Source organism: Acidovorax sp. M2(2025) (assembly GCF_049330835.1).
In the GTDB taxonomy this organism is placed as follows: domain Bacteria; phylum Pseudomonadota; class Gammaproteobacteria; order Burkholderiales; family Burkholderiaceae_C; genus Acidovorax.
On the sequence record NZ_CP186262.1, the window covers coordinates 654,876 to 674,793 of the forward strand.

General features: G+C 67.7%; 12 protein-coding genes. 7 read left to right on the forward strand and 5 right to left on the reverse strand.

The window, feature by feature from the left end:
• The first annotated feature begins 10 nt into the window (after window positions 1-10).
• Window positions 11-1,306 carry a DUF445 domain-containing protein gene (locus ACOYR3_RS03020; protein ID WP_422845025.1) on the forward strand — a complete coding sequence of 432 codons (1,296 nt, stop codon included), beginning with the start codon at window positions 11-13 and terminating at the stop codon, window positions 1,304-1,306.
• Between the two features lie 865 nt (window positions 1,307-2,171).
• On the opposite strand, the gene ACOYR3_RS03025 is transcribed toward ACOYR3_RS03020, so the two are convergent.
• The 3 genes from ACOYR3_RS03025 to purU all read right to left on the reverse strand — a co-directional run bounded on the left by ACOYR3_RS03025 (window position 2,172) and on the right by purU (window position 5,816).
• Complete coding sequence (locus tag ACOYR3_RS03025; RefSeq protein ID WP_422845026.1) at window positions 2,172-3,677, reverse strand: FAD-linked oxidase C-terminal domain-containing protein; 1,506 nt, start codon at window positions 3,675-3,677, stop codon at window positions 2,172-2,174.
• Window positions 3,678-3,888: 211 nt separating this feature from the next.
• Window positions 3,889-4,794 carry a LysR substrate-binding domain-containing protein gene (locus ACOYR3_RS03030; protein WP_422845027.1) on the reverse strand — a complete coding sequence of 302 codons (906 nt, stop codon included), beginning with the start codon at window positions 4,792-4,794 and terminating at the stop codon, window positions 3,889-3,891.
• A 173-nt stretch (window positions 4,795-4,967) separates the two neighbouring features.
• Complete coding sequence (gene purU / locus ACOYR3_RS03035) at window positions 4,968-5,816, reverse strand: formyltetrahydrofolate deformylase (protein ID WP_291487993.1); 849 nt, start codon at window positions 5,814-5,816, stop codon at window positions 4,968-4,970.
• A 51-nt stretch (window positions 5,817-5,867) separates the two neighbouring features.
• Here purU and ACOYR3_RS03040 point away from each other — a divergent pair, with 51 nt between their 5' ends.
• Window positions 5,868-8,195, forward strand: coding sequence for a putative bifunctional diguanylate cyclase/phosphodiesterase (locus ACOYR3_RS03040; RefSeq protein ID WP_422845028.1), 2,328 nt, complete (start codon window positions 5,868-5,870; stop codon window positions 8,193-8,195).
• Window positions 8,196-8,216: 21 nt separating this feature from the next.
• On the opposite strand, the gene ACOYR3_RS03045 is transcribed toward ACOYR3_RS03040, so the two are convergent.
• On the reverse strand, window positions 8,217-9,077 hold the full coding sequence (locus ACOYR3_RS03045) for a ChaN family lipoprotein (protein ID WP_422845029.1): 861 nt from the start codon (window positions 9,075-9,077) through the stop codon (window positions 8,217-8,219).
• 78 nt (window positions 9,078-9,155) lie between these two features.
• Between ACOYR3_RS03045 and ACOYR3_RS03050 the strand changes: the two genes are divergently transcribed.
• Together ACOYR3_RS03050 and ACOYR3_RS03055 are read left to right on the forward strand one after the other, a co-directional pair.
• On the forward strand, window positions 9,156-11,150 hold the full coding sequence (locus tag ACOYR3_RS03050) for a type IV pili methyl-accepting chemotaxis transducer N-terminal domain-containing protein (protein ID WP_422845030.1): 1,995 nt from the start codon (window positions 9,156-9,158) through the stop codon (window positions 11,148-11,150).
• On the forward strand, window positions 11,147-11,869 hold the full coding sequence (locus ACOYR3_RS03055) for a response regulator (protein WP_422845031.1): 723 nt from the start codon (window positions 11,147-11,149) through the stop codon (window positions 11,867-11,869). Before ACOYR3_RS03050 ends, ACOYR3_RS03055 begins: the two co-directional genes overlap by 4 nt.
• A gap of 130 nt (window positions 11,870-11,999) precedes the next feature.
• Here the strand turns inward: ACOYR3_RS03055 and ACOYR3_RS03060 are convergent, their stop codons facing one another.
• On the reverse strand, window positions 12,000-13,028 hold the full coding sequence (locus tag ACOYR3_RS03060) for an IS30 family transposase (protein WP_422845032.1): 1,029 nt from the start codon (window positions 13,026-13,028) through the stop codon (window positions 12,000-12,002).
• A gap of 296 nt (window positions 13,029-13,324) precedes the next feature.
• On the opposite strand from ACOYR3_RS03060, the gene ACOYR3_RS03065 reads away from it, so the two are divergent.
• The 3 genes from ACOYR3_RS03065 to ACOYR3_RS03075 are packed head-to-tail and all read left to right on the forward strand — an operon-like array spanning window position 13,325 to window position 19,898.
• Entirely contained in the window at window positions 13,325-14,614 is a 1,290-nt protein-coding gene (locus ACOYR3_RS03065; protein WP_422845033.1) for an MFS transporter, read from the forward strand.
• A gap of 24 nt (window positions 14,615-14,638) precedes the next feature.
• Complete coding sequence (locus tag ACOYR3_RS03070; RefSeq protein ID WP_422845034.1) at window positions 14,639-16,048, forward strand: NarK family nitrate/nitrite MFS transporter; 1,410 nt, start codon at window positions 14,639-14,641, stop codon at window positions 16,046-16,048.
• A 46-nt stretch (window positions 16,049-16,094) separates the two neighbouring features.
• Window positions 16,095-19,898: a nitrate reductase subunit alpha gene (locus ACOYR3_RS03075; RefSeq protein WP_422845035.1), complete on the forward strand. Its 3,804-nt coding sequence runs from the start codon at window positions 16,095-16,097 to the stop codon at window positions 19,896-19,898.
• Window positions 19,899-19,918: the final 20 nt, after the last annotated feature.

The following is a 19,918-nucleotide window of genomic DNA, read 5'->3' on the forward strand; positions in this document are numbered from 1 at the left end:
GCTTGCCCGCATGAAGCCAGACACCGATGCCGCAGCCCTCGCCCTGCGCCGGGCCAAGCGGCAGGCCCTGGGCCTGCTGCTGCTGGTGACAGCGGTGTTTGTGGCCACCAGCGTGGTGGAGCGTGGCCTGGGGCTCAACGCCATAAAGGCCATGGCCGAGGCCGCCATGGTGGGCGCGCTGGCGGATTGGTTTGCCGTGGTGGCGCTGTTCCGCCGCCCGCTGGGCCTGCCCATTCCGCACACCGCGGTCATCGCGCGCAACCAGGCCCGCATCGGCCGCAACCTGGCCACCTTTGTGCGCGACAAGTTCCTGGACGTGCCCTCGCTCGTGTCGCTCATCCGCAGGCACGACCCCGCCGAGCGGCTCGCGCAATGGCTCACCGCCCCCGGCAACGCTGCGCTGCTGGGCCACCAGGCCAAGCGCCTGGCGTCCGCCGCGCTGGAGATGGCGCAGGACGCGCAGGTGGAGCGCTTCATGCAAAAAGCCGCGCGCACCTTGATCGGGCAGGTGGACCTGTCCCGCGCGCTGGCGGCGGTGCTGGACACCCTGACCCACAACGGCCGCCACCAGGCCCTGCTGGACGACGTGCTGGCCCAGCTGATCGAGCTGCTGCAGACCACCGAGACCCGCGCCTGGGTCGCGCAGTCCATCGTGGCCTGGCTCAAGAAGGACCACCCGCGCACTGAAAAGCTGCTACCCAGCGACTGGCTGGGCGACAAGGGTTCGGCCCTGCTGGCCCGCGCGCTGGAAAGCCTGATGGCCGACGTGGCCGCCAACCCGCAGCACGCGCTGCGCGCGCAGTTCGATGCGGCGCTGCAGCGCTTTATCGAGCGCCTGCGCAGCGACCCGGAATGGGCGCGCAAGGGCGAGGAGATCCGCACCTGGCTGCAGACCGACGCCACCGTGGGCGGCTATGTGCAGACCTTGTGGCTGGACCTGCGTGGTGCTTTGCAGCGTGACCTGGCCGATGCCGACTCCGTGCTGGCGCGGCAGGTGGGCAAGCTGGGGGCGTGGCTGGGCGAGTCGCTGGCGGGGGACGCGGCGCTGCGGCAGTCGTTCAACGACCGGCTGGAGCGGTGGGCCGAAGGGCTGGCGCCGGATGTGTCGGCGTTCATTGCGCAGCACATCGAGGACACGGTGCGGCGGTGGGATGCGGAGGAGATGACCCAGCTGATCGAGCTGAATATCGGCAAGGATTTGCAGTACATCCGGATCAATGGGACGGTGGTGGGGGGGCTCATCGGGCTGGTGCTGTTTGCTGTGTCGAACGCGGGGGGGATTTGGCGGGCGGTGGCGGGGGGCTGACCACTCGTTCGGGCTGAGCTTGTCGAAGCTGGTGCGCTCCACCCCAACCGTTCGGGCTGAGCCTGTCGAAGCCAAGGCGTGCTGGTTTGAAAGGCATGCTGGTGTTGAGGTCGGAGGCCGGGTCTCGGCCCGGCGGCCGAGGTACTTGTTCTTTGCTTCGTCAAAGAAAAGTACCCAAAAGAAAGGCGACCCCCAGTCTGCGACCCCTGCGCTGCGCTCCGGGGCAAACCTGCGGCGGGGCGGTTGCGGGGTGCGCCGTGGAACTCGCTTTGCTGCTGCGCAGCGCCGCTCGGACAACCACGGCGAGTCAGTTCACGAGGCATGCGCGCTCCGACGCGCATGCTCACCCCGCAACCGCCCCGCCGCAGGCGCAGCCAGCAGCGATGGCCCGGATGGGCTCCCCGGGTTCCCTTCAGGATGCGCCGAGGAGCGCAGGGCAGGGGGCGCGTGCGTGTGCCGCAGGACACACGCACTTCGTGCTCCGACTCACCGCAGTTGTCCGAACGGAGCTGCGAAGCAGCGCAGTGAGTTCTGCGGTGGCGCCCCCTGACCGAGCACCGCAGGTTGCCCGCAGCGAAGCGGAGGGACGCAGCCTGTAGGGTCGCCCTTTCTTTGGTTCCTTTCTTTTGGCGACGCGAAAGAAAGGAACTCGCCCGCCGGGGCGACATCCCGGCTCCCGCCCTGAGCCGAGGCATACAGCCAATCAGCGAGCCTGCGAGCGCGCCCCAGCTTCGACAAGCTCAGCCCGAACGGGTGGAATGGCGCCCCGGCTTCGACAAGCTCAGCCTGAACGGGTGGAACAGTCCTGTACTACGAAATCAATAGCTGCCAGCGCTTATCCGAAAAGGGCTACATCCCCAAACCATCAAAACCGCGGCAACTCCGGATGGCTGATCTTTCCCCCCCGCACCAGCATCTTCCCGTACTCCGCACAACGGTTCAGCGTCGGCACCGCCTTGCCCGGATTGAGCAACCCCGCAGGGTCGAACGCGCTTTTGAGCCCGTGCATCTGCGCAATCTCCTCGGCCGTGAACTGCACGCACATGCTGGAGAGCTTCTCCACGCCCACGCCATGCTCGCCCGTCACCGTGCCGCCCATGGCCACGCTGGTCTCCAGGATGTCCGCGCCAAACAATTCGCAGCGGTGCAGCTGGTCCGCATCGTTCGCATCGAACAGGATCAGCGGGTGCAAATTGCCGTCGCCCGCGTGGAACACGTTCGCGCAGCGCAGGCCGTACTTCTTTTCCATTTCCTGGATGGCCAGCAGGATGTCCGCCAATCGCTTGCGCGGGATGGTGGAGTCCATGCACATGTAGTCGGGGCTGATGCGGCCGCTGGCGGGGAAGGCGTTTTTGCGGCCGCTCCAGAAGCGCAGGCGCTCGGCCTCGTCTTGGCTGACCGAGATGGCGGTGGCGCCTGCCGCGCGCAGCACCTCGCTCATGCGGGCGATTTCTTCCTCCACTTCATCGGGCGTGCCGTCGCTCTCGCACAGCAGGATGGCCTCGGCCGTGAGGTCGTAGCCGGCCTTCACAAAATCTTCCACGGCCGCCGTCATGGGCTTGTCCATCATTTCCAGACCTGCGGGGATGATGCCGGCCGCAATCACCGCCGCCACGGCGTCGCCGGCTTTGCGCACGTCGTCAAAGCTGGCCATGATGCAGCGCGCCAGCTGCGGCTTGGGAATCAGGCGCACGGTCACTTCGGTGGCCACGGCCAGCATGCCCTCGCTGCCGATCACGGCGGCCAGCAGGTCGTAGCCGGGGGTGTCCAGGGCCTCGCTGCCGAACTCTACGGGTTCGCCTTCCACCGTGAAGCCCTTCACCTTGAGCACGTTGTGCACCGTGAGGCCGTACTTCAAACAATGCACGCCGCCGGAGTTCTCGGCCACGTTGCCGCCGATGGTGCAGGCGATCTGGCTGCTGGGGTCGGGCGCGTAGTACAGGTTGTAGGGCGCTGCCGCCTCGCTGATGGCCAGATTGCGCACGCCGCATTGCACGCGGGCGGTGCGGCTCACCGGGTCCAGGTCCAGGATGCGGTTGAACTTGGCCAGCGACAGCGTCACGCCCATCGCGTGCGGCATGGCGCCGCCCGAAAGGCCCGTGCCCGCGCCGCGTGCGACCACGGGCACCTGCAGCTGGTGGCAGGTGCGCAGAACGGCCTGCACCTGGTCGTAGGTTTCGGGCAGGCAGACCACCAGCGGGCGCTGGCGGTAGGCGGTGAGGCCGTCGCATTCGTACGGCGTGGTGTCTTCGGCATTCCAGAGCAGCGCGTGCGCAGGCACCACACGGCCCAGGGCCTGCACGACGTCGGCCTGGCGGGCGGCGCGCTCGGCAGAGGTCGGGCGCGTGGCGGGAGAAGTGGCGGTGTTCATGGCCGCCACTGTAGGGGATGGCGGCGGGCGGGGCGTGAGGTTTTCTGCAGATGTTTGTGAAAAATACCTGTGTGCTCATGAATTGATAGCTGCTTGCGCCTGATGGTTAAGCGCTGGAGGCTGATTTGGCTTGAAATTCTCGGTGACTTTGCGCCCTGGCTTCGACCGGCTCAGCCCGAACGGGCGGAGGCGTTGCAGATCAGATGCGCCGTTACACCATAGTTTTGCGCAACCATTCGGCAAACGCCGCGCACTCCCACCGGTCCATGGTGCCGGTGCGCCAGCACAGGTAATGGGCGTGGGGGCTGGGTGCGTCCTGCGACGACAGCCGCACCAGGGTGCCGTTCTCCAGCCAGGGCGCGCCGAGCTTGAGGCGCACCAGGGCCACGCCCATGCCGGCGGCAGCGGCGTCGCACATCAGGCCGATGTCGTTGAACTGCGAGCCTTCGCTGGGCTCGGCCCAGTCCAGGCCGGCGGCGGCAAACCAGGTGCGCCAGGGCTCCAGCGGGCTGCGCAGCAGGGGCACGCCTTCGAGGTCCTCCGGGCGGTCAAACGGGCCGTGCTCGCGCACGAAGGCGGGCGAGGCCAGGGGCGTGACCACGTCGCGGGCCAGTTCCACATGCTCCACGTCGGCATAGTGGCCGGGGCCGAAGCGCACCATCAGGTCGGCGTCCTCGGCCACCACGTCCAGCAGCGGGATGGACACCTGCAGCGCCAGATCGATCTCGGGGTACGCCTCGGTGAACTGCCGCAGGCGCGGGATGAGGATGGTGCGTGCGAACGTGGGCGTCACGGCCAGCTTGAGGCGCCGGCGCCCCGGCGCGGCGGCCTGGCCGGGAAAGCGCTGCAGCGCGCCCAGGCCTTCGCGCACATGGGCCAGGTAGGCGCTGCCCTCGGTGGTCAGCGAAAAATCCGCCCGGCCGAACAACTGCACGCCCAGGATCTGCTCGAGCTGCTTGACGCGGTGGCTCACGGCGCTGGGCGTCACGCACAGCTCGTCGGCCGTCTGCGTCACGCTGCGCAGCCGGGCCAGCGCCTCGAACGTGAGCAGGCACTGGATGGGCGGGATGCGCCGGGCCGCGCTGCTGAGGAAGGACGATGCGAGTGCCGTGGACACTCAGTAAACCTCTGCGCTGTGCAATATGCGCAGCGCATGAAACTGCCGCGGCCTAAGCCGGGGCCGCCGTGCAAGGGCCGCCCCGCTGCACTGGCGGCGTTCCCCTGCCCGCAGCGCGCAGCGATGCGAGAGCGGGGGGACGGCGCGCAGCGCCTCAGGGCGGTGTTCCATATTTAGCGGAAGACCACTGTCTTGTGGCCGTTGATCAGCACCCGGTGCTCGCTGTGCCATTTCACGGCGCGGGCCAGCACCAGGCTTTCGGTGTCGCGGCCGCGGGCGGTCAGGTCTTCCACGGTGTCGGTGTGGTCGGCGCGGGCCACGTCCTGCTCGATGATGGGGCCTTCGTCCAGGTCGGCCGTCACGTAGTGGGCGGTGGCGCCGATCAGCTTCACGCCGCGGTCATGGGCCTGGTAGTACGGCTTGGCCCCCTTGAAGCTGGGCAGGAAGCTGTGGTGGATGTTGATCGCCCGGCCGGCCAGTTTTTGACATAGGTCAAGCGATAGGATCTGCATGTACCGGGCCAGGACCACCAGGTCGGCCCCTTCGGCCTCGATAATCTCGAACTGTTTTGCTTCGGCCTGCGCCTTGGTGGCTGCGGTGACCGGAATGTGATGGAAGGGCACGTTGTAGCTGGCCGCCAGCTGGTAGAAGTCGCGGTGGTTGCTGACGATGGCGCGGATGTCGATGGGCAGCAGCCCGCTTTTCCACCGGAAAAGTAGGTCATTGAGGCAGTGGCCTTCCTTGCTTACCATGAGAACCGTTTTCATCGGCGTGGCCGTGGCGTGCAGGCGCCAGTGCATCTGGAAGGGTTCGGCAAAGCTGGCGAGGCGGGTTTTGAGCGTGGCGTGGTCGTGCTGGTCGCAGGCAAACTGCACACGCATGAAAAACAGGCCGGTATCGTGGTCGTTGTACTGTGCGGCTTCTTCGATGTTGCCGCCGTGCTCCATCAGGAAGCCCGAGACAGCGTGCACCAGCCCCAGGCGGTCGGGGCAGGACAGGGTGAGGATGTAGGCGTTGTTCATAGCTGTGCAATTGTCGCAGCATGGCCGGGCGCCGTTGGAACAAGGATTTTGATGACCAATCCGGGCGACGACGCCGCGCGTATCGCCCCCTGGCGGGGCATGCTGCTGTACCTGGTGCTGGGGGCGGCCTGGGTGTACCTGGGCGACGAGTTGCTGGTGCGGTGGGTGACCGATCCGGTGGTGCTCACGCACCTGCAGACCTGGAAGGGCTGGGCGTACGTGCTGCTGACCAGCGGTGTGGCCTGGTGGCTGCTGCGCGACATGCGCCGCGCCGAGAAGGTGCGCATGACCATGGCCAAGGAGTTGGCCCAGATCGTGCGCCACGCGCCCGCGGGGTTCGCCCGGCTGGCGGCGGACGGGCGTTTCCTGTGGGCCAACGACCGGCTGTGCGAGCTGCTGGGCGCGACCCCGGCCCGGTTGTGTGCGCTGAACTTCCGCGACGTGATGCAGGCGGCGAACCCCCAGGAGGCGCAGGCGCAGCTGGCGCGCCTGCTGTCCGGCGACATTGACCACTACGTGAGCGAACGCGAGTGCCAGCGGATCAGCGACGGCCGCATGGTGCCGGTGCTGTGCACCGTGACGCTGGTGCCGGAGACGGAAGACGAGCCGGCCCACCTGGTGTGCGTGGTGCAGGACCTGGACGAGATCAAGGCCGCCCGCGCGGCGCTCAAGAAGAGCGAGACGCATCAGCGCCTGGCGGCCACGGTGGTGGACAACACCATCGAAGGCGTGGTGGTGACCGATGCGCAAGGCCGCATCCTCTCGGCCAACGCAGCGGTCACGCGGCTGCTGGGGTATGCCGAGGAGGAACTGCTGGGCCAGACGCCGCGCATCTTCAAGTCGGGGCGGCACGACAAGGCGTTCTACGATGCCATGTGGGCCACCCTGCGCCAGACGGGGCACTGGCAGGGGGAGATCTGGAACCGCCGCAAGAACGGCGAGATCTTTCCGGAGCACATGTCGCTGTCGGCGGTGCGCGACCCGGCCGGGCAGACCACGCACTACGTGTGCATGTTCACCGATATCTCCGAGGAGAAGCTGCAGCAGCAGCGGCTGGAGTTCCTGGCGCACAACGATGCGCTCACGGGGCTGTCCAACCGCTCCTGGTTCGGCTTCCAGCTGGAGCAGGCGGTGGTGGAGGCGCGCGCCAGCGGCGAGCACATTGCGGTGCTGCTGCTCAACCTCGACCGTTTCAAGGACGTCAACGACAGCTATGGCCACGCCACCGGCGACGAGGTGCTCAAGCACATCGCGCGGCAGGTGCAGTCCGCGCTGCGTCCGGGCGACGTGATGGGGCGGCTGGCGGGCGACGAGCTGGCCGTGGTGGCGCGCCACCTGCGCCATGCCGACGGGGCGGCCGCCGTGGCGCGGCACCTGATCCGGGCGGTGGCCGAGCCGTGGCGCTCGCCCGACGGCTTCGAGGTGGTGGCCGGCGTGAGTGTGGGCATCTGTATGTTCCCGGAACATGCCGACACCAGCGAGCTGCTGCTGCAGGGCGCGCACGCGGCGGTGTACGGCGCCAAGGCGCGCGGGCGCGGCGCATGGTGCTTCTTCCACGAGGCCATGACGCAGGCCGCGCGCGAGCGGCTGGCGCTGGAGTCGCGCCTGCGGCTGGCGCTGGCCCAGGGGCACCTGCAGATGTACTACCAGCCGCAGGTCGAGATCGCCACCGGTCGCATCGTGGGGGCCGAGGCGCTGGTGCGCTGGAACGACCCGGACGAGGGCCTGATCTCCCCCACGCGGTTCATCCCGGTGGCCGAGACCTCGGGCGTCATCGGCCCGCTGGGCGAATGGGTGCTGCGCGAGGTGTGCCGGCAGGGCCAGGCCTGGCGCCAGGCCGGCCTGCCGGACCTGACGCTGGCCGTCAACGTGTCGCCGCGCCAGTTCCACCTGACGGACCTGGCGGGCTGCGCCTCGGGCGCGCTGGAGCAGTCGGGCTTCCCGCCCGAGCTGCTGGAGCTGGAGATCACCGAAACCGCCCTGGCCGAGCGCACCGAGGAGGCCCGCCAGGTGCTGATGCGCCTGCGGGGCCTGGGGCTGCGCATTGCCGTGGACGACTTCGGCACCGGCTATTCCTCGCTGGCCCAGCTCAAGCGCTTTCCCATCGACGTGCTCAAGATCGACCAGGGCTTCATCCGCGACATTCCGCAAAGCGAAGACGACATGGCCATCAGCGCGGCCATCATCGCCATGGGCCACAGCATGGGCCTGTCGGTGCTGGCCGAGGGGGTGGAAACGTCCGGCCAGCTGGCGTTCCTGCAGGAGCGCGGGTGCGATTCGTACCAGGGCTACCTGTGCAGCCGCCCCGTCCCGGCCGAGGCCTTTGCCGCGCTGCTGAAAGAGCGCAACGCCCCGGCCGCAGCGCCTTCACCCGCCTGAGCGGGCGGCACGCCCCGGCCGCTACCGGGGCTGCCGCAGGGCCTCGCAGGGGTCCCCGGGCGGCAGCGGCGGCGTCTCCACCACGGAATTTGCTTCTGTTTTGATAGCTGCTTGCGCAGGTCCCGCCCGCGCCAGAAGTACTTTTGACTGCAAACTCTCCGGCCAGTGCGTGGGCACGCCCAGGCTGCGCAGCACATGCCCCGCGCCGGCAATCAGCAGCACCGTCTGCCCGGGCCGCAGCGCCTCTTGCGCCGTGCGCGCCATGCGGGCGTCGCGTGCGATCTGCACCCGGGCCATGGGGGCGATCTGCGCCTCGGGCAGCAGCCCGCAATGGCCGTCGCGCAGCGCCTGGTACTGGCGCTGAAGGGCAGGGCCCGGCAGGTGCTGGTCCCAGGCCTCCTCCGCCAGGGTGGCGCGCAGCGCGGAGCGGGGCAGGTTGCCCCCCAGCACCGGCACCCCGGCCGCTACCGCGGCCATGACAACGGGGCCGTAGGCCTTCCAGGGCCAGGCTGCATCGTTCCACTGCAGGGCGGCCTGCGCCTGCGCTTCGGTGGCATCGCGCGGCAGGCCGCGCGTGCCGTGGCTGCTCTCGGCCATCTCCAGCACCACGGCCGCCAGCCGCCCGCGCGCGGCAAGCCACTGCACGGCCTCGCGCTGCAGGCGCTGGTGCTCCGGCGCATCGTGCTGCTCACCCAGCAGCAGCACATCGGCGGGCAGCAGGGCCTGCAGCCGGTCGGGCCAGGGTGCGGCGGGCGGCGCGGCCGTGGGGGGCGTGGCGCAGCCCGCGGCCAGCACCGCCGTGCCGGCGACGGCCGCGCTGGCCAGCCGCCGCCGCGCCGCCGCCCACGGGAGCGCCAGGGGAAAGGGGCGGGAACTCGTCATCCTCATGGCGCCATGCTACCCTGGCGAAAATTGACACACGTCAAGAGTTCTGCCCCCCGCCCTCCCTACACTGCGCCGATGCGCACCAAGCCCACCCTGACCGCCAAACTTCTCGCCGTGGGCGCGGGGTTCCTGATGGTGGCGCTCGCCTCCATCGGCCTGACCCTGTGGGTGACCTGGAAGCTCGAGGGCGGCGCAGCCGCGGTCAACGAGGCCGGCCGGCTGCGGATGAACATGCTGCGCATGGTGCTGGTGCTGCAAACCGAAACCCCCGAAGCCGTGCTGGAGCGTGCGCGCCAGTTCGATGCCAGCCTGGAGCTGCTGCGCACGGGCGATCCGTCCCGGCCGCTGTTCGTGCCGTGGAGCGCCGAGACGCGCACGCGCTTTGACGCCGTCCGCAACCAGTGGGCTGGCGCCCGGGCCGGGTTCACCAGCGGCCGTGCGCAAGACCGGGCGGGCGCCCTGGCGCAGGCCGACGACTTCGTGCGCCAGGTGGACGGCTTTGTCGAAGCCATCGAGATCCAGATTGCCGGCTGGACGGCCGCATTGCACCTGTTCCAGCTGTTCATGATGGCGCTGGCCATCGTTGCGGCCGTGACGTTCATGGCGGTGAGCTACCTGCTGGTCATCAACCCCGTGGCGCGCCTGCAGGCCGCCCAGGCCCGCCTGCGCCAGGGCGAGCTGGGCACCCGGCTGACCGTGGACACCGATGACGAGTTCGGCCAGCTCTCCGCAGGCTTCAACCTGATGGCGCACGCCCTGCAGGCCTCCCACGACGAGCTGGAGGAAAAGGTGCGCAAGAAGACGGCCAGCATCGCCGTGCAGAACCAGCGCCTGGGCGCCCTCTACGAAGTGAGCGCGCTGGCCTCCACGGCCGACAGCCTGGAAGCGCTGGCCCAGGGCTTCGTGCAGCAGATCCGCCGCGTTGCAGGGGCGGATGCCGCCGCGGTGCGCTGGTCCAACGAGGCCAACGAGCGCTATGTGCTGCTGGCCGGCGACGGCCTGCCGCGCAGCATGGCCGACGGCGAGCACTGCCTGCCCACCGGGGCATGCCTGTGCGGCCAGCCCCAGATGCAGGCGCGCATGCGCGTCATTCCGATCGCGGCGTCCACGGGCGTGTCGCTGCCGCACTGCCATAACGCGGGCTTCGAGACCATGGTCACCATCCCGGTGGAGATGCAGCAAAAGCTGCTGGGCGAAGTGGACCTGTTCTTCCGCACGCACGTGGAGCTGACCGACGAGCTGCGCGATTTGCTGGAGGCCATGACGCGCCACCTGGCCAGCGCCATGGAAGGCCTGCGCGCCACGGCGCTGGAGCGCGAGGCCGCGGTGGCCGAGGAGCGCAGCCTGCTGGCGCGCGAGCTGCACGACTCCATCGCCCAGTCGCTGGCCTTCCTCAAGATCCAGACGCAGCTGCTGCGCGATGCGGTGGCGCGTGGCGACGAGGCCAAGCGCGACCGCAGCATGGCCGAACTCGACGTGGGCGTGCGCGAGTGCTATGCCGACGTGCGCGAGCTGCTGGTGCACTTTCGCACCCGCACGAGCGAAGAGGACATCGAATCGGCGCTGCGCGCCACGCTCTCCAAGTTCGAGCACCAGACGGGCATGGCCACCACCCTGGGCATGTCGGGCCACGGCCTGCCGCTGGCGCCCGACGTGCAGATCCAGGTGCTGCACATGGTGCAGGAAGCGCTGTCCAACGTGCGCAAGCACGCCGGCGCCACCCGGGTCGAGGTGCTGGTCCACCGGCATCCGCGCTGGAAGTTCGAGGTGCTGGACAACGGCCGCGGCTTCAACGTGGCCGCGGTGCCGCCGGACTCGACCCATGTGGGCCTGGGCATCATGCGCGAGCGCGCGCAGCGCATTGGCGCGGTGGTCCAGGTGGACTCCGCCCCGGGCCGGGGCACGCGCGTCAGCATCGAGCTGCCCTCCGGCGTGACGGCGCCGCTGCCGGCGGCGGCGCGGCCGCAGGAGCCTGCGGGCGCATCCGGCACGCCAAGCGCCTCCGGCACGTCTGGAAATTCTGGCACGACCGCTGCCGCCAGTACGGCCCGGGAGGCCGTCGCACCATGACGGTCACGACCTCGGCCGCGCAGCCCCCCGTCACCCTGCTGGTGGTGGACGACCACACCCTGTTCCGCCGGGGCCTGATTGCCCTGCTCTCGCTGGACGGCGGGCTGCAGGTGGTGGGCGAGGCCGGCGACGCGGCCCAGGCCCTGCGCCTGGCCCCGCAGCTGCGGCCCCAGGTCATCCTGCTGGACAACCACTTGCCCGGCGTGATGGGCGTGGACGCCATCCGCGGGCTGCGCGAGGTCTCGCCCACCTCGCGCGTGCTCATGCTCACCGTCAGCGAAGACGCGCAGGACCTGGCCACCGCCCTGCGCAACGGCGCGCAGGGCTATCTGCTCAAGACCATCGACGGCGAACTGCTGGCCGAAGCCATCCGCCGCGCAGCGCGCGGCGAGCCCGTCGTCAGCCCAGAGCTGATGGGCAAGCTGGTGGCGGCCTTCCAGTCCCAGGGCGCGCCGGCGCCCGCCATGGCGGCGCCGGCTGCGGACGTGCCCGAGCCGGCCGCCGCCACGGCGGAGGGCAGCTTCTCCCCCCTGTCGCCCCGGGAGGAGGAAGTGCTGCGCGAGATCGCGCGCGGCCTGAGCAACAAGGAAATCGCACGCACGCTGGACATCGCGGAAACCACCGTGAAGATCCACGTCCAGCACATCCTGCGCAAGCTGGGCCTCAGCTCGCGGGTGCAGGCGGCCGTGTATGCGTCCGACCGCCAACGGGCGGAGTAGCGTGAACGGGCGCTGGCCCAAGCCCCTCGGCTCAGCGCCGTGGGTGCTTGCCAAGTTTGCTATTGTATTTGTAGCTTCCTGCGCTTTGCGGTAGGGGGCGGATTCAAGTCCAAGTGCAACACTTATTCGCTCAGTGCATCGAACCAGGCTGTTGAGTCAACCGCTGTAAGTGCTGCGCATAAATCTCAAGAGGGGTGCTGTACCCCAAGGTCATCCTGGGGCGCCCATTGAGCTCGTCAGCCACCGCATCAAGTTGCTGCTGGGTGTAGCCACTGAGGTCGGTGCCCTTGGGGAAGTACTGGCGCAGCAGCCCATTGGTGTTCTCGTTGCTGCCCCGCTGCCAGGGACTGTAGGGATCACAGAAGTACACCTTCATGCCCGTTTTCTCGGTGAGCCTGGCATGCTCGGCCATCTCGCTGCCACGGTCGTAGGTCAGGCTCTGGCGCATGGGGCTGGCTATTGCATTGAGCTTGTCGCTGAACGCCTGTAGCACGTGCGCAGCCGTGGCCGGGTTGGGGTGTGGCAGCTTGACCAGCAGCACCAGGCGCGTGGTGCGCTCGACCAAGGTGCCGATGGCGCTGGCATTGTTGGCGCCCTTGATGAGATCCCCCTCCCAGTGGCCTGGCAGCTGACGGTCCTCAACCTCTGGAGGGCGCACATGGATGCTCAGCAGATCCTTGATCTCCCCACGCCGGTCATTGCCCTTGGAGCGAGGCCAACGCTTGGCATGGGCCAGGCGCAGGCAAGACACCAGCTCTTTCTTTAGCTCGCCGCGCGGCTGGGCGTAAATGCAGGTGTAGATGCTCTCGTGTGACACTCGTTGGCGCCGGTCGTTGGGGTGGAGTTTTTTCAGGTGCCCTGCAATCTGCTGGGGCGACCAATGCAGGTGCAAATACTCGCACACCTGCTTGAACAAGGCCCCTGGCCGGCTCAGTTTGGATTGAGGGCGACTAAAAATGCGGCGCCTACAACAGCGCTGATGGGCGAACCGGCTTGCGTAGCCGTTGCCCCCCGAGTTGCGGCGAACCTCCCTGCTGATTGTGCTGGCGCTGCGTCCCAAGGCTCTGGCGATAGCCCGGATGCTTTGCTTTTGCTGCAGCCCCAGCGCTATAGCGTGGCGTTCTGATTCTGTGACCTGCTCGTAGGTTCTTTTGCTCATAGACGTCTCAATTCTGAAGGGTGTTGCACTTCAGAATTGAGGCCGCCAAGCGCTAGAGGCCATTTTCTCTGAATCTTGCACCAGCACGCGCAGGCTGCAGCCCTGGGCGGGCCGCGCCCTGGCCGCCTGTACGCCCCGGGGCTGCGCGCGGGCCTGCACGCCGCATAGTTCTTTCGGACGATGCGCGCCGCGCAAGGACTAGTCCTTCTGCCGCGCCCCGGCTGGTCTAGCGAAGGATGGGCAAAAGCAGCCCCGGGAGCGACCATTCCTCACACGCAAGAAAAGAGGAATAGCGCATGGCACATCCTGCCCAGCCCGAGGTCTCCAGCCCTCAGCGCACCCGCCAAGCCTGGTCCGTGCTGATCGTCAGCACGTTCGCTTTCACCGTCTGTTTCATGGTCTGGATGATGTTCGGCGTCATCGGCATCCCGATCAAGAAAATGCTCAACCTGAACTCCACGCAGTTCGGGTTGCTGATGTCCATGCCCGTGCTCACGGGCTCGCTGGTGCGGGTGCCGCTGGGCATCTGGACCGACAAGTTCGGCGGCCGCATCGTGATGGCCGCCGTCATGGCCACCACCATCCCCGCCATCTGGCTGATGAGCTACGCCACCGAGTACTGGCACTTCCTCACCATCGGCCTGTTCGTGGGCCTGGCGGGGGGCTCGTTCTCGGTGGGCACGCCGTACGTGGCGCGCTGGTTTCCGAAGGAGCGCCAGGGCACGGCCATGGGCGTGTACGGCGCCGGCAACTCGGGCGCAGCCGTGAACAAGTTCGTGGCGCCCGTCATCCTGGTGGCCTTCGGGTGGACCATGGTGCCGCAGGTGTATGCCGCCATCATGCTCGGCACGCTGGTGCTGTTCTGGCTGTTCAGCCACAGCGACCCGTCCCATCTGGTGCCCAGCAACGTCAAGTTCACCGACCAGCTCAAGGCGCTGAAGGACCCCAAGGTGCTCAAGTACTGCCAGTACTACAGCATCGTGTTTGGCGGCTACGTGGCGCTGTCGCTGTGGATGGTGCAGTACTACGTGGGCGAATACGGCCTGGACATCCGCGTGGCGGCGTTGCTCGCGGCCTGCTTCTCGCTGCCCGGCGGTGTGTTGCGTGCCATCGGCGGTGTGCTGTCTGACAAGTACGGCGCGCACAGCGTGACCTGGTGGGTGATGTGGGTGAGCTGGATCTGCCTGTTCCTGCTGTCCTACCCGCAGACCGATTTCACCATCGCCACCGTCAACGGCGCAAAGACCTTTCACATCGGCCTGAACGTGTATGCCTTCACTGGCCTGATGTTCCTGCTGGGCATCTGCTGGGCCTTCGGCAAGGCCAGCGTGTTCAAGTACATCAGCGATGACTACCCCAAGAACATCGGCACCATCAGCGGCATCGTCGGCCTGGCCGGCGGCATGGGCGGCTTCATCCTGCCCATCCTGTTCGGCGCGCTGATGGACCTGACCGGCATCCGCTCCAGCGCCTTCATGCTGATGTACGGCGTGGTGTGGGTGTCGCTCATCTGGATGTACTTCACGGAGGTGCGCCGCACCCGTGTCATGGGCGCGCAAGGCGCCGTTGCGGCCGCTGCCCGCTGATCTCTTCTTCAAAGGACCCTCACCATGTCTGCCATCACCACCAGCGGGCGCCCGGGGCGCCTGCTCACCCTCTGGACGCCGGAGGACAAGTCGTTCTGGGAGCGCGAAGGCGAAGCCGTCGCCAAGCTCAACCTCTGGATCTCCGTGCCCGCCCTGTTCCTGGCCTTTGCCATCTGGCAGGTCTGGAGCGTCGTGGCCGTGAGCCTGCCCGGCCTGGGCTTCAAGTACTCCACCAACCAGCTGTTCTGGCTGGCCGCCGCCCCCGCCCTCTCGGGCGCCACGCTGCGCATCTTCTACTCCTTCATGGTCCCCCTGGTGGGCGGGCGCCGCTGGACGGCGATCTCCACCGCCAGCTTGCTGATCCCGGCCATCGGCATCGGCTTTGCCGTGCAGGACAACACCACCGCCTACCCCACCATGCTCATCCTGGCCCTGCTGTGCGGCCTGGGCGGGGGCAACTTCAGCTCCAGCATGGCCAACATCAGCTTCTTCTTCCCCAAGGAGCGCAAGGGCTCGGCCCTGGGCGTGAATGCGGGCCTCGGGAACCTGGGCGTGTCCGTGGTGCAGTTTCTGAGCCCCCTGGTCGTCACCGCCGGCATCTTCGGCGTCTTTGGCGGCGACGCCCAGACCATCGTCAAGAACGGCCAGAACGTGCAGGTGTGGACGCAGAACGCCGCCTTCATCTGGGTGCCCTGGATCGCCATCACCGCGCTGGCCGCGTGGTTCGGCATGAACGACATCGCCGACGCCAAGGCCTCCTTTGCCGCGCAGGCCGCCATCTTCCGGCGCAAGCACAACTGGCTCATGTGCGTGCTGTACCTGGGCACCTTCGGCTCCTTCATCGGGTACGCCGCAGGCTTTCCGCTGCTCATCAAGAGCCAGTTCCCGGGCGTGAATCCCCTGGCCTACGCCTGGCTGGGCCCGCTGGTGGGCGCCGTGGTGCGGCCCTTTGGCGGCTGGCTGGCCGACAAGCTCGGCGGCGCCCGCGTCACGCTGTGGAACTTCATCGTCATGGCCGTGGCCGTGATGGGCGTCACCGTGTTCTTGCCCGCGGGCGGCCATGAAGGCCAGTTTGCCGGCTTCTTCGTGTGCTTCCTAGTGCTGTTCCTGACCACCGGCATCGGCAACGGCTCCACCTTCCGCATGATCCCCGTGATCTTCCTGACCGAGGCCATGCGCGGCGTGGACCGCAATGACCCCGCCGCCGTGGCCAGCGCCAACAAGGAAGGCAACACCCTGGGCGCCGCCACGCTGGGCTTCACGGCCGCCATGGCCGCCTATGGCGGGTTCTTCATTCCCAAGAGCTATGGCAGCTCGATTGCGCTGACGGGTGCGCCCAACGCCGCCCTGTGGTGCTTTGCCGCCTTCTATGCGGTCTGCATCGTCGTGACGTGGTGGTACTACGCCCGCAAGAACGCCGAGATGCCTTGCTGACGGACGCCCGCGCCCTCAGCACCCCCTACAGAACAAGGAGCCCCCGATGAGCCACTTTTTGGACCGACTCACCCACTTTTCGCAGCCCCGCGAAACCTTCGCCCAAGGCCATGGCGAAACCAACGGTGAAGACCGCACCTGGGAAGACGCCTACCGCGACCGCTGGGCGCACGACAAGATCGTGCGCAGCACCCACGGCGTGAACTGCACGGGCTCTTGCTCGTGGAAGATCTACGTCAAGGGCGGCATCGTCACCTGGGAAACCCAGCAGACCGACTACCCCCGCACCCGTCCGGACCTGCCCAACCACGAGCCCCGTGGCTGCGCCCGCGGCGCCAGCTACAGCTGGTACTTGTACAGCGCCAACCGCGTGAAGTACCCCATGGTGCGCGGCCGCCTCCTCAAGCACTGGCGCGCGGCCCTGGCCATTGCCAAGAGTCCCGTCGACGCCTGGGCCAGCATCGTAGAGAACGAAACGGCCCGCCGCGAATGGCAAAAGCAGCGCGGCCTGGGCGGCTTCGTGCGCAGCACCTGGGACGAAGTGAACCAGATGATCGCCGCGGCCAACGTCTACACCATCAAGAAGCACGGGCCCGACCGCATCATCGGCTTCTCGCCCATCCCGGCGATGTCGATGATCTCGTACGCCGCCGGCTCGCGCTACCTGAGCCTGATCGGCGGCGTGTGCATGAGCTTCTACGACTGGTACTGCGACCTGCCCCCCAGCAGCCCGCAAACCTGGGGCGAGCAGACCGACGTGCCCGAATCTGCCGACTGGTACAACAGCTCGTACATCATTGCCTGGGGCTCCAACGTGCCGCAAACGCGCACGCCCGATGCGCACTTCTTGACCGAGGTGCGCTACAAGGGCACCAAGGTCGTGGCCGTCACGCCCGACTACTCCGAGGTGGCCAAGCTGGCCGACCTGTGGATGCACCCCAAGCAGGGCACCGACGCCGCCGCCGCGATGGCCATGGGCCATGTGATCCTGAAGGAGTTCTACTTCAAGGACGGCGGCAAGGGGCGCAGCGCCTACTTTGACGACTACGCGCGCCGCTACACCGACCTGCCGCTCTTGGTGGTGCTCAAGGAAAAGACGCTGCCCGACGGCCGCAAGGCCATGGTGCCGGACCGCTACGTGCGCGCCAGCGACTTCCCGAACAAGCTCGACCAGTCGAACAACCCCGACTGGAAGACCGTGGGCTATGACGAGCTGGGCCAGGTCACGCTGCCCAACGGCTCCATCGGCTTCCGCTGGGGCGCGGACGGCCGCGCCGACCAGGGCCTGTGGAACCTGGAGAACAAGGACGCACGCACCGGCAACACCGTCAAGCTCAAGCTGTCAGTGATGGAAGACGGCGCCCAGGCTTACGACGTGGCGGATGTGGCCTTCCCGTACTTTGGCGGCGTGCACGCACCCAACTTCACCGCCAACGATCAGGGCGGTGACGTGATGGTGCGCCGTGTGCCCGTGACCCACCTGGACCTGCACGGCGATGGCATCGAAGGCCGCGTGGCCGTGGCCACCGTGTTCGACCTGCTGGCTGGCAACTACGGCATCGACCGCGGCCTGCCCGGTGAAGAACCTGGCGGCAGCTATGACGCAGACCGTCCGTTCACGCCCGCCTGGCAAGAGAAGATCACCGGCGTGCCGCGCGACCAGATCATCACCGTGGCGCGCCAGTTCGCCGACAACGCCGACAAGACCCGCGGCAAGTCCATGGTCATCATCGGCGCGGCCATGAACCACTGGTACCACAGTGACATGAACTACCGCGGCATCATCAACATGCTGATGCTGTGCGGCTGCATCGGCCAAAGCGGCGGCGGCTGGGCGCACTATGTGGGCCAGGAAAAGCTGCGCCCGCAAACCGGCTGGACGGCCCTGGCCTTTGCGCTGGACTGGATCCGTCCACCCCGCCAGATGAACAGCACCAGCTTTTTCTACGCCCACACCGACCAGTGGCGCTACGAGAAGCTGGGCATGGAGGAAATCCTCTCGCCCCTGGCCGATGCGCGCGCCTACCACGGCGCCCAGATCGACTACAACGTGCGTGCCGAGCGCATGGGCTGGCTGCCGTCCGCGCCCCAGCTCAAGACCAGCCCGCTGCAAGTGGCCAAGGACGCCGCTGCGAAAGGCATGGACGCCAAGGACTACGTGGTGCAGTCGCTCAAGAATGGCAGCCTGCAGATGAGCTGCGAGGACCCGGACCACCCCGACAACTGGCCGCGCAACATGTTCGTGTGGCGCTCCAACATCCTCGGGTCATCGGGCAAGGGCCATGAGTACTTCCTCAAGCACCTGCTGGGCACCACCCACGGCGTGCAGGGCAAGGACCTGGGCCAGGACGAAGCCAAGCCCGAGGAAGTGCAGTGGCACGCCAAAGCGCCCGAAGGCAAGTTGGACCTGCTGGTCACGCTCGACTTCCGCATGAGCACGACCTGCCTGTACTCCGACATCGTGCTGCCCACGGCCACCTGGTACGAGAAGAACGACCTCAACACCAGCGACATGCACCCCTTCATCCACCCGCTGTCCACGGCGGTGGACCCTGCCTGGCAGGCCAAGAGCGACTGGGAGATCTACAAGGGCTTCGCCAAGGCCGTGAGCGAGGTCAGCGCAGGCCACCTGGGCGTCGAGAAAGACGTGGTGCTCACCCCCATCATGCACGACACGGCTGCCGAAATGGCCCAGCCCTATGGCGTGCGCGACTGGAAGCGCGGTGAGTGCGAACTCGTCCCCGGCAAGACCGCGCCGCAGGTCACGGTGGTCGAGCGCGACTACCCCAACCTGTACAAGCGCTTCACCGCCCTGGGCCCGTTGATGGACAAGGCCGGCAACGGCGGCAAGGGCATCGGCTGGAACACGCAGACCGAGGTGGGCCAGCTGGGCGACCTGAACGGCCGTGTGAAGGAAGAGGGCGTGACGCAGGGCATGCCCCGCATCGTGAGCGACATCGACGCCACCGAAGTGGTGATGATGCTGGCCCCTGAAACCAACGGCCACGTGGCCTGCAAGGCCTGGGAAGCCCTGGGCAAGCAGACGGGCCGCGACCACGTGCACCTGGCGCTGCACCGCGAGGACGAGAAGATTCGCTTCCGCGACATCCAGGCGCAGCCGCGCAAGATCATCAGCTCGCCCACCTGGTCGGGCCTGGAAAGCGAGAAGGTCAGCTACAACGCCGGCTACACCAACGTGCACGAGCTGATCCCATGGCGCACCCTCACGGGCCGCCAGCAGTTCTACCAGGACCACCCCTGGATGCGCGACTTCGGCGAGGGCTTTGTGAGCTACCGCCCGCCGGTGCACCTGAAGACGCTGGAAGAAGTCGAAGGCAGGAAGCCCAACGGCCACAAGGAAATCCAGCTGAACTTCATCACGCCGCACCAGAAGTGGGGCATCCACAGCACGTACAGCGACAACCTGATGATGCTCACGCTGAACCGGGGCGGCTCGGTGGTGTGGCTGAGCGAAGACGACGCCAGGAGCGCCGGCATCGTGGACAACGACTGGGTCGAACTCTTCAACGCCAACGGCGCCATTGCGGCCCGCGCGGTGGTGAGCCAGCGCGTGAATCCCGGCATGGTGATGATGTACCACTCGCAAGAGAAGATCATCAACACCCCCGGTTCCGAGATCACCGGCACCCGCGGTGGCATCCACAACTCGGTCACGCGCATCGTGCTCAAGCCCACCCACATGATCGGTGGCTACGCGCAGTACAGCTACGGCTTCAACTACTACGGAACCATCGGCACCAACCGCGACGAGTTCGTGCTGGTGCGCAAGATGAACCGCGTGGACTGGCTCGAGGACGAGCCCGCCGCCAGCGCGGCCGCGCACGCCTGAAGCCGAGGACAAGGAGAAAC

Excerpts from the sequence above, each read along its gene's own strand:
- ACOYR3_RS03050 (WP_422845030.1), top strand. The coding sequence starts at position 9,156 with ATGCGCACCAAGCCCACCCTGACCGCCAAACTTCTCGCCGTGGGCGCG.
- ACOYR3_RS03045 (WP_422845029.1), bottom strand. The coding sequence starts at position 9,077 with ATGACGAGTTCCCGCCCCTTTCCCCTGGCGCTCCCGTGGGCGGCGGCG.
- ACOYR3_RS03060 (WP_422845032.1), bottom strand. The coding sequence starts at position 13,028 with ATGAGCAAAAGAACCTACGAGCAGGTCACAGAATCAGAACGCCACGCT.
- ACOYR3_RS03070 (WP_422845034.1), top strand. The coding sequence starts at position 14,639 with ATGTCTGCCATCACCACCAGCGGGCGCCCGGGGCGCCTGCTCACCCTC.
- ACOYR3_RS03065 (WP_422845033.1), top strand. The coding sequence starts at position 13,325 with ATGGCACATCCTGCCCAGCCCGAGGTCTCCAGCCCTCAGCGCACCCGC.
- ACOYR3_RS03020 (WP_422845025.1), top strand. The coding sequence starts at position 11 with ATGAAGCCAGACACCGATGCCGCAGCCCTCGCCCTGCGCCGGGCCAAG.
- ACOYR3_RS03075 (WP_422845035.1), top strand. The coding sequence starts at position 16,095 with ATGAGCCACTTTTTGGACCGACTCACCCACTTTTCGCAGCCCCGCGAA.
- ACOYR3_RS03055 (WP_422845031.1), top strand. The coding sequence starts at position 11,147 with ATGACGGTCACGACCTCGGCCGCGCAGCCCCCCGTCACCCTGCTGGTG.
- ACOYR3_RS03025 (WP_422845026.1), bottom strand. The coding sequence starts at position 3,677 with ATGAACACCGCCACTTCTCCCGCCACGCGCCCGACCTCTGCCGAGCGC.
- purU (WP_291487993.1), bottom strand. The coding sequence starts at position 5,816 with ATGAACAACGCCTACATCCTCACCCTGTCCTGCCCCGACCGCCTGGGG.
- ACOYR3_RS03040 (WP_422845028.1), top strand. The coding sequence starts at position 5,868 with ATGACCAATCCGGGCGACGACGCCGCGCGTATCGCCCCCTGGCGGGGC.